Origin of the sequence: Stenotrophomonas sp. TWI587 (assembly GCF_039674145.1) — a bacterium.
GTDB classification, from domain to species: domain Bacteria; phylum Pseudomonadota; class Gammaproteobacteria; order Xanthomonadales; family Xanthomonadaceae; genus Stenotrophomonas; species Stenotrophomonas maltophilia_AY.
Window position 1 is genome coordinate 104410 of sequence record NZ_JBDJMW010000010.1, and the last position, 12225, is coordinate 116634.

Consider the following 12225-nt stretch of genomic DNA (forward strand, 5'->3'; position numbering starts at 1 on the left):
TCTCCTTTCGGCGTCAGAGCCAGGGAATCACGATGATTGAGGTTGCATCGGTTGGGTCGCCGTCGTTCAAATGTTCTTGGAGCTTGGTGTGCTCCGCAGATGTGGCGAGATGCGATCTAGGAGTTGGTCTGCGGCTTGAGCAAGCTCTGCAGATAGGTCATCCGTGTTGAGGTCGATGGCCAAAACCGAAATATTGACGTTACCCACCTTTCCGACCCGGATAATCGAAGGCTTGTCTCTCGGCCGCTGCGGAACGGCGATGATAGCGTGTCGTGCACGGTAGACGGCCGCATAGGTGACCACTTGCTCGACATCCGACCGGTCGGGCACTTTGCCGCGGTAAGGGCGGTATTTGACGTCCATAACCGCGAGCGTTTTCTCGTTGTGAGTAATCACGAGGTCCGGTTTTACCTCTATACCGCGCGCATCTTCCATCTTGGGTTGACGGTAGAGCTTGCGCTGATGTCCCTCAGCATCATTGATGTTGCCATCGAAAACGCCCAAATGATGGACGGCCAGCAAGCTGCTCAGACGGGTTCGCAAAAAACACTCAAAGGTGTCTTCAAGGTTGATCACCACTGGGTTCAGTCGGAGCCCACCAGGCTGCGTCGGGTCGATGCCTGCACCGGAAAAAACAGTCCAAGCAAGAGCCGAGGCCTCGGCGTATTCTGGGCGAGCAGCGGCCTTTTTAGTTATTGGCGTAAGAGCCGTCTCTTTCAATCTCCGGTCATTGATCGTGACCCGCGAAAAGATCGTTTTGGCTTCCGCCAAGGCGGAGCACATCGCGGGTGCCCCTTTTACTTTGCCTAGTCGTTGGTAGGCCAAGTAGAGATAGGAAAGCGCAGCGAGGATGACGCGGTTTGCCGCGGTATCCACCGAGCGGCTCCATCTGCGCGAGACAGATTCAGTAGGGTTGCGAGTGGCTAACTGTCGCAGCCGTGTCTGTATAGGTATCGGGGCGCCCGAAAGCGTCACGCCGGTCAGAATTTCCGGAACGAATTCGAAGTCTAGTCCGTTCAACCGAATTACCTTGGATAGGTGGATCAGTCTTCCCGCAAGCAGGTCGGTCAGGTTGCTTGGTCTCAGCTGCCCGTGGCCATACCCGTGGAAGCCCACCGGAATAATTCGCTGCTTGTTGGATGAGACGTGCGACAGGAGCTCATCCATGACACTGATAGGAACGCGGGGCCGCACTTGGATGGCAACATGTTCGTTCAGTGGTATGAAGCCGACCCAAGACGTGGCACGGAGCTTAATTCGTCCTGCTTCCAACGAGATCGCCAAATAGCCGGCCTTTTCTACTGATGGGTCTAGAAAAAGCTTGTCTCCTCGAAAAATGCGGTCTGCGTCGATCCGGATTTCTCCATGCTCAGCAACCTCAAAAACTTCGACACCTGGACGCAGGCGTGAGACATTTGGAATCACATCGTCACCGATCATTCAGATTCTACGGTGGGCGCCGCTTCGTCGGCAGGCGCTGCCGCAGCTGGCCGGTTGGCTTTGCGCGCTGTCCACGCAGCGTCGAAGCGTGCGGCTTCGGATGCGTCCAAGCGCGTGACCCGCTTGATGTGGGGCCAGATCTGGAACTTCCAGAGCCGCTCTAGGGAGGCCTCATCCTTCACTCTTGAGAAGTAGGCGTGCCCGAGGTGCATCATGCTATTGCTGGAGGCCTGAAGTAAGGTGAAAAGCTGGCTGCAGAGTTCTTTCGTCTCCGTGTTAGCGCCATTGCTATCTAGAATGCCTAAGAGTTCATCGGTGCTAGGCGGCACCTCTATGTGCGCAAAGCGACGCTCCAATGCGACGTCAAGTTCATCTACCGATACGTCCCACGGGTTCATCGTCGCGACGACAAATAGGTTCCTTGGGATTTCTGCAACCTGACCAGAGGCCAAGTAGAAAGGCTTATCACGCAGCGACATCTCGAGATAGGTCAGTGCTTCCCCGAGCACCCGGGGAACATCTGCCCGGCTGATCTCGTCAATCACCAGCACGTAGGTATGCTCCCGATCGTCCCGAGCTGCCTTGGCTATGGTTAGGAGATGCCGGTTGGTGCGCTCAAACCCCCCTAAACCATCTGGCTCCCAGCCTTGCACGAAGTCTTCGTATTGATAGCCGGTGTGGAACTGAACCGATCTTACGCGAAGTGGGGAGCCGGAAAGCTGCGCCGCGATTTTCTGGGCATACCAGCTCTTCCCTGTCCCGGGCGGTCCGCTTAGGATCACTCCCCCGTAGCCGTCCATTTTGGCCTCGTTGACGGCTAGCCAGAGAGGATGATCTTCGGGGATGACATCTTCTACGTCTTCCAAATCTGTGAGCGGCTGGTCCTCGGAAGAGGCCTCACTCGGGCCTTCCTGCGTCGATATACCGAGGTCCTCCTTACTATAACGGTCGTTGGGCGACACGATCTGCTTAAGCGTGGTTGGCTGCGGGCTGTTCATCGAAACAGGCTCCCCTTATAGAAGAAAGGAGTGGAGTAAGCCAATTCCACCGCTTCGTCGGACAGTCCAAACTCACTTTTGGTAAGAGTTTCCATGCCGTCGTGGCTCGCGATAGTCGGATCTATCAGGTAATCCCGATAGAGAAACACGCCCAGGGCGAGAACCGAGGCAGGTCTGCCGCCCAAGAGGTGCTGAAGCGCGAGGCTGGCATGCTCTGGAAGTAGGCTGAATGTGGCAGGAGTTGCGCTTCTGTTTATGGTTGCCACTTTCATCAGTGGCGCAACGTCTCTGAGGGAACTAGGCGCGTATGACCCGGCCACGTTCTTGTTGTTCGTTGGACCGCCAAAAGGCTTGATATACGGGACATCTTCCGACATGCCGTTTGCACGTAAGAAGCGGTCAAAGAATCCCTTAAAATTGACACGCAAGTCTTCCGTTCGGCCGCTGGTCTGAGCGGCCTCACAGATCGCCAGATAGCCAAGGAAGTGAGCGTGGGCCTTACTTGCCTCGAGCTGCTCCCACGCGGCGCGCACCGCGTCCCTGTTCAGCCTCATTGTCGGTGCCACTGTCGCTCCATACGGCTCGGTCCGTTAATGGAGCAAAGTCTACACCGACCGCAGATCGCTGCATGCGCTTGGCGACCCGGAGGGTGGTTCCTGTCCCCTTAAAGGGATCGAGCACCGTGCCGGGGCGGAAGCCGGCGTTGCAGCCACAGTCAGACCATCCTGCGGTTCGCTTCTTTGCGAAGGTGAATTCTCGGAAATAACCCCCTAATGCCAGCTTGGCCTCCGCAGCCAGCGCCTGAACTCGGGCCGTATTCTTTCCCGTCCCTGTTTGCACCTTGAGGGCTTTGCCTGCATCGGAGATGCCGGTCGCTTGGATTGCGGCGATATGAGCGGATGTGAGGCCGTTTTTCTTGGCCAACGCCATTGCTCTTGCTGCTTGCGGGCGAGAGGGGTCGAGCTCACCGGTTCTCGCGATGATCCGCTCCCGGGGCCGACCGCAGGAGTTGCAGACCATGAGTGGGCATGCGAGAGTCAACGCGCGCTCGACTAGCTCTTCCGGGAAGGGGGCAAGGTGACTTCCCATGCTTCTCTGTAGGGCTATGTTCCATACGTCGCCCTGGGTGCTTCCGTTTCCGAACTGCTCGGAGTAGCCGAAGGCGTCGTAATAGTAGTCAGCATCCTTGCTGAAATGAAGGATGTATTCATGGCGATTGGCCAGGCGGTTCTTTGCCGGCTCGGGCATGCCTCCCTCCTTCGCCCAGATGATTCGGTTTCTGAGGATCCAGCCGTCGTCAGCAGCCGCGGCTTCAACTCGACCAGGGATGCCTGCCAGCGACTTGTTGTGGTAGGTGTCACCGAGATTGACGAAGACTGAGCCGTGGGGTGTAAGCAGGCGTCGCCACTCTCGCATGCAGTCAACAATGGTAGAGGCAAATTCTTTTGGGGTCGGCTCTTGGCCGATCTGCCCAGCAAAGCTGTAGTCGCGCTTTTTCCAATACGGAGGGGACGTGACGACTACATCGACGGTGGCCGGCTCCAAGGGGATATCTCGAGCATCTGCCTGAATCTCACAGTAGGTCGGCGAACTGACGTTTTGGTCGCCGGTAGATTCTGGGTTTTTCTTGACTGCCATAGATGTCTCGAACAATGAAATGCGTGATCGCACCACAGAAATGGCGTTCGATCATTGGTGCCTGAGCCGCCATCCCCTAAGGAGCGCGGACAACATGCCTGTATCCACTTTGTAGCACAGCGATTGGACGTCGTCGACCCCCTCCCAGAGCTTCCCAGAGGCGGCTCTCATAGGCTGAGATTGGCCCGTCCAAGTGTTTGTATCGACCCGGGCGCGGCATGCTATCACCAGGTCGCCGTGGCGCAAGCGGCCACGTGGACCCTGCGCCTGAACGAAGGGGCGAATAGCGCACTTAGGCATCCTGACGGATGCGTGCGCCAAGGGCTGCGCCCCTGGAACCCCAAGCCTCTGCGAGGCTTGCCAACGGCAAAAGCTGGTCCATAAAGAATCCTGTCTTCACAGGAATCTCTATGGCCATCTTCCACACCTCAATCAAGACGTTCAGCCGCGGCCGAGGGCAGTCCGCTGTCGCTGCGGCCGCCTACCGGGGCGGCCTGCTGCTCGCAGATCTGCTCACCGGGCAACACCACGACTACCGCCGCCGCAGCGGTGTCGTTGAAAGCTTCTGTATCGCCCCTCCAGACTCCCCCGAGTGGGCCTTGGACCCCCGGGAGCTCTGGGCGGTCGCCGAAGCCGCCGAGCGCCGGAAAGACTCGACGGTGGCTAGGGAGTTCGAAGTCTCCTTGCCCCACGAGTTGTCCGAAGAGCAACGGGCGCATCTGGCATTCGCCATCGCCGATGCGCTTGTAGAACGATATGCCTTCGCTGTCCAAGCCAGCATCCACGCCCCCGGCACTCCGGATGGCCTCAATCACCATGTCCACATCCTGGCGACCACGCGGCGCGTGGGGCCAGAAGGCTTAGGCGAGAAGACGAGAGAGCTGGACGTGGGTCCCTCCGGCAAGGTCCAGGTGCAGTGGATTCGGGAAATGGTCGCAGCGACGACCAACGCCCACCTGGAGGCGGCCGGGTTCACCAGCACGATTGACCACCGCAGCCTGGCCGAGCAAGCCCGGTCGGCAATGGAGCGGGGCGATGACCTAGAGGCATTGGCGCTTTCCCGAGAGCCCACGCAGCACTTAGGCAAGCGGGCGACCGCCCTGGCTGGCAAAGGCGTCGACACCGTTAAAGCGAGAACGAACGACGAGATTGCAGAGGACAATGAAGCGCATCTCGACTACCTGATGCGCAAAGCAGGGCTGGCAGGAAAGCCCATGCCAACTCTCGACCAGCGGGATGCAGGTGGGGCGCGGGTGCTCAACAAGGAAACAGCCGGGCTCCCGCCTGGCATGGAGATGCGGGGGGTGTCTGGGGTGCGGCTTCAACACGTCCTGAGCACCTCTCATGCGCCGCCGGAGCAAGGCCCCGTCAGCTTGGCCCATTGGGTCGCCCAATCCCTGCGGGACGCAGAAGAGATTTCCCGGGCAAGGGCCGACCTGGCGATGGGGAAGATTCGAGCGGCGCTGGAGTGGGTGAAGCAACAGCTGGATCGGGACCTCGAAACCGTCGAGCTGCGCCAGTGGGTCACCACGGCGGTTCTTCAGGTTCGCGCCCTCAGGAACCTGATTGTGGGACGAGCTCGCCGGCTGCTGTCCCTCGGCCGGGCCACCCGGCTGAATCACATGGCAGAGCAGGAGTGGGAGCGCTTCAACGCTGACTACCCCCTTGGCTCGACCTGTTACTCCAAGCCGGAGTGGACCCAGCGCCGGGGGCGACGGTTATCGGTGCTGGAAACGCGCGCGGCGGAGTTGAAGTCGGCGCAGCAGAGGGCGTCAGAGCAAGAACTGAGCCTGATTGATGCGGAAATCGTGAGAAAAGCAGCGCTGCTCGAGGCGTTGCCCTCGCCGCGCCAGGTCTTGGTTCCGCAGGCTCACGCTCCGCAGCCCGTGGTGGCTGGCGCTTTAACTCCACCTTCGCCGAGTCATCGCGGGCCAAAGTTCCACTGACGACAGATAGAACAAGCCCCGCATTTCGCGGGGCTTTTGTTCATCGACGGCCGGGGCCCGCTGATGGCACTCTGGTGGGAGCTGGCTTCACTGGCGGCAGGCCACGGGCCGCACGCCAAGCGTCAGTAGAGGGGAAGCTTTGCGGGACTTGGTCCCGGTCAACCGGTGCGGCTCGCGAAGCACCATTGGTGGACGGAGAGTAGGTCAGGGCTTGAGGAGTCTGGCTTCCAGGGGAGGCTGCGAACCGGCGCAGCAGTATTTTGGCGACATCCAGGGCGTGTTGGGCATCCACTTCTCGCTCAGCGGCATCCCGTGTGCCGCTTTGAGGAAGCAAGGCTTGAAGAAGTTGGCTGGCGATGCGAAGTTCGACGTTTGCGGGCATTGGTAAATCATCTAGTGAAGGGTCTTCACATCGAAGCACCCAAACGGGAATGCGCAAGCGCCTGATGACGCAATGCGTCACAGTTTCTTCCTTCGGATTTATCACCTTAGGCGTTGGCCTTCCTTGGGCTTCAGTCCTGTTCTGCCACGCTTTGCTCCGGCGCCAGCTTCACCAACCAATGGCCTCTTGGAGCTTGGGAGGCTAAGAGCAGGTCATACGTCTTGACCATGTTCAGCAGGCCCGAGTGCCCATAAGCATTGGGCGAAAACGAGGGATCTGTTCGCTTCAGGTAGTTGCCCAGTGCGCTGACGATGATCTTTCCGTCCGGGCTGCCGTCGGCGAGGAGTGCTACGGCGTCGATCAAGAAGCGGGGGCGGCGCTTCGGAAGGGGTTTGAGGGGTTCCGTCTTTGCCTGTGGCTGTCCTTTCAAGGCTGGGGCCTGGTCCTCCGTCTCGGGCTTCTGCTCGCAAGGCTTCCATTCAAAGAACTGGTCGCAGGCGTTGCGCAACGCCTCTGGCGTCTTGGCTTCTCCCACGATGCACACCGTTGCGCCGCGCTCTCGGAGCTTGCGACAGAGGTAGGCAAAGTCTGAGTCACTCGTCACCAGGCAAAACGTGTCGACCCGCTGATCAAACATTGCCTCTAAGGCATCCAAGGCCAATGCCATGTCAGCGGTGTTTTTTCCTGCTGCGTATTGGTATTGGAGGCATGGAGTAAAGGCCTGCCGGACCAAGGTCTCCTGCCAGCGCTTGGCCAGAGTGGAGTGATTGCCGTAGCCACGGCGGAGCACCACTCGTCCGAACTGGGCGGCCATCAGGAGGGCGTGGTCTACAACGTCCGGTGGAACGTTATCGCAATCCAAGAGGACGGCCACTCGACTCTCGATGGGGTGGATGCTCACGCGTTGCTCCTTGCCTTGTGACGCTTTGTAGGAAGGCAGCCTTCGGGCAGCAGTGCTGGATCCACCAAGGGCCGCAGCGTTTCCAGGTTGAGCCTATAGCCCAACGTCCGAAGGCCAGGGGAGTGAGCGCCCAGTCCGTCCAGCTTCTCTTTGACGGTGAAGTCACGGCTATAAGTGGCGTGGTGCTCGTCGTCCAGTTCGTGGCCGACGATCTGCGCCCGCAGCTCCGAGACCACACCCAAGCCTTGGAGCTCTTGAATCAGGGTTTTCCTCAAGGAGTGGAAGCCGCGCTTAGCGGTGGGCCAGTTCTTGCCCACCTCGGCCAAGTAGCGGCTGAAGGCCTTGGACACCCAGTTGCCCTGGCCGTTCTTGGCCTCCGCCTTGGCTCCAGGGAACAAACGGGTATGGCCCTCGGCCCGCATGCCCTCGACCCATTCCAAGAAGCCAAGCGCCGCCAAGTCGGGGTGGACGGGCACGGTGCGGACGCTTACATCGGTCTTCAACCGCTGGTGCTCGCCCTCGTCAGAAATCTGGATGCAGGGGACGCCGCCTTCCTCAGTAATGTTGCTTGTCATCAGCTGCCCGACTTCGGAGGCCCGGGCACCCGTGTAAAGGCCAATCAACGCTGCCCAGCGGGCCGGCAAGGGCAGGGCCTCGAACGCCGCCGGGGCAAAGAGGACTTGGATTTGATGGGAGTCGTAAGCCTTGAAGCCGAACTTGCGTCGGGCCCGCTTTTCCCGAGTCGAGTAGCTCACGTGGCCAGAAGCCGGGTTGTCGCCCTTCGGGTAGTGGCCCGAGGCCATGGCCCATTCGAAAAAGCCGCCTTTGCCACCCACATAGCTTTGCTTGTTGGTCAGGGTGGGGGTCGATGCCCCTTCATCGCGCATGTGCTGATACCACCGGGCTAGATCGGACCGGGTGAGCGCGTGCAGTTTGGTTTTCTCGCCAAGGAAGCGGGTCAGGAGTTCGACCGCTGTCCTTTTGATGGTCCAAGTCTTGGGCAGGGTGCTGCCCTTGATGCTGGCCAGCCACGCGTCCTTGGCCTTGCCCAAGGCGATGGTCTCGATGGCCGGCTTGGCTGTGCGGGTCGGGGCAGCTAAAGGAGACGGGAGCTCTTTGCGCAACATGGCTGCCAGCGGGCTGGGCTGGGAGGCGGCGAGATCCATGATCTGCTGGTAGAGCTTCACGTCTTCCGGCGTGTCGATCTGCCAATGCTCGGTGATGGTGCCGTCCGCCGCGCGGGTGCGGTTTAGCGTCAGTTGCTGCAGGTTGTCTGCGTTGGTGAGGCGCTCGAGCAGCGTCTCGATGTCTTCGTCCTGATTTCCCATGCGTTGCTCCCTCAACACGCTGAAGGCTTGAGCATAGCGTGCGGCCAGCGTCAGGGCGCGCAGTTGAGCCACGGCCATTTCGCAGGTGCGCAGGGTGCGTTTGACGATGCGTCGGCCGATGAGGGCCTGAAGGTCGGTGGGAACCCGTTGCCGGAACGACCAGAGCCCAGAGCGGGCTCGAACTAGATGATGGGGGATGCGCATAGGGGAGATGTGTCCCGGCTTGCATCAGCACCAGCAGTCAATCCAGAAAAAGCAAAAACCCCTGCGTAAACAGGGGTTTGCGTAATCTGGCGGAGAGAGGGGGATTCGAACCCCCGAAGCGCGGTTTAGACGCTTACACACTTTCCAGGCGTGCTCCTTCAACCGCTCGGACACCTCTCCGGACCTGCTGCGATAACCCGCTGCAGGGGCGCAGATTCTAGCGGGGGAATTGGAATCGCACAAGCGGTTCGTCACAAGGGGCAGGGGGGCTGGACAGGCGTGGCACAATGGTCGTCCCGATGAAGACGGTGGCCTGATGTCCTATCTCGTCCTTGCCCGCAAGTGGCGTCCGAAGCGTTTTGCCGAGCTGGTGGGCCAGGAACACGTGGTCCGTGCGCTCAGCAATGCGCTGGACAGCGGCCGGGTGCACCATGCGTTCCTGTTTACCGGCACCCGCGGGGTCGGCAAGACCACCATTGCCCGTATTTTCGCCAAGTCGCTGAACTGTGAGCAGGGCACCAGTGCCGATCCGTGCGGTCAGTGCCCGGCCTGTCTGGATATCGACTCCGGTCGCTACATCGATCTGCTCGAGATCGATGCCGCGTCCAATACCGGTGTGGATGATGTCCGCGAGGTGATCGAGAACGCCCAGTACATGCCCTCCCGGGGCAAGTACAAGGTCTATCTGATCGACGAAGTGCACATGCTGTCCAAGGCGGCGTTCAATGCGCTGCTCAAGACGCTAGAAGAGCCGCCGGAGCACGTGAAGTTCCTGCTGGCCACCACCGATCCGCAGAAGCTGCCGGTGACGGTGCTCTCGCGCTGCCTGCAGTTCAACCTGAAGCGGTTGGACGAGGATCAGATCCAGGGCCAGATGACGAAGATCCTGGCCGCCGAGGAGATCGAGTCCGACCCGACCGCGATCGTCCAGCTGGCCAAGGCCGCCGATGGCAGCCTGCGTGACGGCCTGTCGCTGCTGGATCAGGCGATCGCCTATGCCGGCGGCGCGCTGCGCGAGGATGTGGTGCGCGCGATGCTCGGCACGGTCGACCGCACGCAGGTCGCCGCGATGCTGGATGCGCTGGCCGATGGTGATGGTCCGCGCCTGCTGCAGACGGTGGCGCTGCTGGCCGAGTTCTCGCCGGACTGGAGCGGGGTGCTTGATGCCCTGGCCGAAGCCCTGCACCGGATCCAGGTGCAGCAGCTGGTGCCGGGGGCCGCGACGGCGGGCGAGGGGATCGATGCCGAGGCCTTCGCCCAGCGCCTGCGCCCGGAAGTGGTGCAGCTCTGGTACCAGATGGCCCTGGGGGGGCGTCGTGACCTGCACCTGGCCCCGAGCCCGCGCGCCGGGTTCGAGATGGCCGTGTTGCGCATGCTGGCGTTCCGTCCTGCCGCCGCCGTACCGCCCGTGCCCCGCGATCCGGGCACCGGGACCGACGTGAACAGTGGTGGCCAGGCCAGCGGCCAAGGCACCGGCCAAGGCACCGGCATGGCCGCTGCGGCAGCGACCGCAGCGGCTGCTTCGGCCGTAGCGCCGGCCAAGGCCAGCGCCCCCGTCGCGCAGCCGGCCCCGGTGGCACCCGTGGTTGCTCCGGTCTCCGCAGCGCCTGAGCCCGCACCCCCGGCACCGAAACCATCCGCCCCGGCCCCGTCCCCGGCCGCCGCCGAGCCGGTCAAACCGGCCAAGCCGAGCGTCGCGGCGCCCGCCGCCGACGACGATCTGCCGCCGTGGCACCACGAGAGCGATGCGGCCGATCGCGACGAAGCGCTGGCGGCCGAAATGGCCACCCCGGATGCGGCCATGGTCGCGCCGTGGGAAGCGCCGCCCGAGCGTGTCGTGGCACCTGCTGCCCCCGCACCTGCCCCGCAAGCGCCCGATCCGGTGGGCCGCCCGCAGGGCATCGCCATCGCACCATCGGAAGCGGACGCTGCGCCCGCAGGCGAGACAGGCCACCTGACCGCCGATGCCTGGCTGGAACTGGTGGCCGGCAGCCAGCTCAATGGCCCGTCCAAGCAGCTGGCTGCGCACTCGGCGTTCATCAGTTACCAGCACGGCGTCTTGAAACTGGCGATTTCGCCCGGATTTGAGTATCTGAGTTCGGACCGCTCGCAGGCGGCGCTGATCGCGGCGTTGACCGGCCCCTTGGGGCAGGCCCCGCGGCTGGTGATCGATACCGGTGCAGCCGGTGCCGAGACCCTGCACCAGCGCGCTGACCGTCAGCGTGGCGAACGCCAAACGGCGGCGGAAGCCGCTTTCATGGCCGATCCCTCGGTGCAGTTGCTGGTCCAGCAACACGGTGCCCGGGTCGTCGCCGATTCCATTCGTCCATTTGAAGAGTAAAGACCCATGCGTGGCAATATCGCCCAACTGATGCAGCAGGCCCAGAAGATGCAGGAAAACCTGCAGAAGGCCCAGGAAGACCTCGCCAAGCTGGAAGTCACCGGCAGCGCCGGCGGCGGCATGGTCAGCGTGACCCTGACCGGCACCAAGGAATGCCGCAAGGTGCGCATCGATCCGTCGGTGCTGTCCGATGCGGAAATGACCGAAGATCTGGTGGCCGCTGCGTTCAATGATGCCTCCAACAAGATCGACGCCGAGTCGAAGAACCGCATGGGTTCGGCGACCGCCGGCATGCAGCTGCCCCCGGGCATGAAGCTGCCGTTCTGACCCACCGCCTGCGCCGGGCCCGTGCCTGGCGCGACCGTGGTGACCGCGCCGCGAAGCCTCCGGGCTTCGCGCGCTTGTTTCTGAGATGAGCGATCCGCCATGAGCCTGCCCCTGCTCGAACAATTGATCGAGGCCTTCCGCGTGTTGCCGGGCGTGGGCCAGAAGACCGCCCAGCGCATGGCGTACCACGTGCTCGAGCGCGAGCGCGACGGCGGCCAGAAGCTGGCCGAGGTGCTGGCCAAGGCGATCGAGCGGATCGGGCATTGCGCGCAGTGCCGGGACTTCAGCGAGACAGAGATCTGTGCGGTCTGCGCCAACGGCAGCCGCGAGCGCCAGCAGCTGTGTGCGGTGGAATCACCCGCGGATCGTCTGGCAATCGAAACGGCCACCGGCTACCGCGGGGTGTACTTCGTGCTGCAGGGGCGGCTGTCGCCGCTGGACGGCATCGGCCCGCGCGAGCTGGGCCTGGATCAGCTGGAAGCGCGCCTGAAGCAGGGCGAGGTCAACGAGTTGATCATCGCCACCAGCGCCACCGTGGAAGGCGAAGCGACCGCGCATTACCTGGCGCAGATGGCACGCGGCCACAAGGTACGGCCGAGCCGCCTGGCGCAAGGCCTGCCGCTGGGGGGCGAGCTGGAATACGTGGATCGCGGCACGCTGTCGCACGCCTTCGGTACGCGTACTGAAGTGCAGGAGTGACCTCGCGCAACGCGCGGCAAT

10 protein-coding genes and 1 tRNA gene are annotated in these 12225 nt (G+C 62.1%); 4 read left to right on the plus strand and 7 right to left on the minus strand.

Translation table 11 applies throughout. From position 1 onward, the window contains the following. Positions 1 to 66: 66 nt before the first annotated feature. Genes ABE464_RS16130 through ABE464_RS16145 form a run of 4 tightly spaced genes read right to left on the minus strand, consistent with a single transcriptional unit; the run spans position 67 to position 4076 of the window. On the minus strand, positions 67 to 1440 hold the full coding sequence (locus ABE464_RS16130; protein ID WP_346472757.1) for a hypothetical protein: 1374 nt from the start codon (positions 1438 to 1440) through the stop codon (positions 67 to 69). Beyond that, positions 1437 to 2438 carry an AAA family ATPase gene (locus ABE464_RS16135; protein WP_346472758.1) on the minus strand — a complete coding sequence of 334 codons (1002 nt, stop codon included), beginning with the start codon at positions 2436 to 2438 and terminating at the stop codon, positions 1437 to 1439. The genes ABE464_RS16130 and ABE464_RS16135 overlap by 4 nt, the downstream gene beginning before the upstream one ends. Continuing rightward, a complete protein-coding gene (locus ABE464_RS16140; protein WP_346472759.1) occupies positions 2435 to 2971 on the minus strand; it encodes a hypothetical protein in 537 nt (178 codons plus the stop codon). The genes ABE464_RS16135 and ABE464_RS16140 overlap by 4 nt, the downstream gene beginning before the upstream one ends. Beyond that, a complete protein-coding gene (locus ABE464_RS16145) occupies positions 2937 to 4076 on the minus strand; it encodes a site-specific DNA-methyltransferase (protein WP_346472760.1) in 1140 nt (379 codons plus the stop codon). Before ABE464_RS16145 ends, ABE464_RS16140 begins: the two co-directional genes overlap by 35 nt. A gap of 410 nt (positions 4077 to 4486) precedes the next feature. On the opposite strand from ABE464_RS16145, the gene ABE464_RS16150 reads away from it, so the two are divergent. Beyond that, positions 4487 to 6022 (plus strand): MobA/MobL family protein, encoded by a 1536-nt coding sequence (locus ABE464_RS16150; RefSeq protein ID WP_346472761.1) that lies wholly within the window; start codon positions 4487 to 4489, stop codon positions 6020 to 6022. A 512-nt stretch (positions 6023 to 6534) separates the two neighbouring features. Here the strand turns inward: ABE464_RS16150 and ABE464_RS16155 are convergent. From ABE464_RS16155 to ABE464_RS16165, 3 genes are all read right to left on the minus strand, one after another. Continuing rightward, positions 6535 to 7305 carry an NYN domain-containing protein gene (locus tag ABE464_RS16155; protein ID WP_346472762.1) on the minus strand — a complete coding sequence of 257 codons (771 nt, stop codon included), beginning with the start codon at positions 7303 to 7305 and terminating at the stop codon, positions 6535 to 6537. Next, positions 7302 to 8837 carry a site-specific integrase gene (locus ABE464_RS16160; protein WP_346472763.1) on the minus strand — a complete coding sequence of 512 codons (1536 nt, stop codon included), beginning with the start codon at positions 8835 to 8837 and terminating at the stop codon, positions 7302 to 7304. The genes ABE464_RS16155 and ABE464_RS16160 overlap by 4 nt, the downstream gene beginning before the upstream one ends. A gap of 87 nt (positions 8838 to 8924) precedes the next feature. Then, positions 8925 to 9017: transfer RNA gene (locus ABE464_RS16165), tRNA-Ser, on the minus strand. A 136-nt stretch (positions 9018 to 9153) separates the two neighbouring features. On the opposite strand from ABE464_RS16165, the gene dnaX reads away from it, so the two are divergent. The 3 genes from dnaX to recR all read left to right on the plus strand — a co-directional run bounded on the left by dnaX (position 9154) and on the right by recR (position 12204). Continuing rightward, positions 9154 to 11178: a DNA polymerase III subunit gamma/tau gene (dnaX, locus tag ABE464_RS16170; protein ID WP_346472764.1), complete on the plus strand. Its 2025-nt coding sequence runs from the start codon at positions 9154 to 9156 to the stop codon at positions 11176 to 11178. 6 nt (positions 11179 to 11184) lie between these two features. Then, positions 11185 to 11505 carry a YbaB/EbfC family nucleoid-associated protein gene (locus ABE464_RS16175; protein WP_019185335.1) on the plus strand — a complete coding sequence of 107 codons (321 nt, stop codon included), beginning with the start codon at positions 11185 to 11187 and terminating at the stop codon, positions 11503 to 11505. Between the two features lie 99 nt (positions 11506 to 11604). Continuing rightward, positions 11605 to 12204 (plus strand): recombination mediator RecR, encoded by a 600-nt coding sequence (recR, locus tag ABE464_RS16180; RefSeq protein ID WP_346472765.1) that lies wholly within the window; start codon positions 11605 to 11607, stop codon positions 12202 to 12204. Positions 12205 to 12225 lie beyond the last annotated feature (21 nt).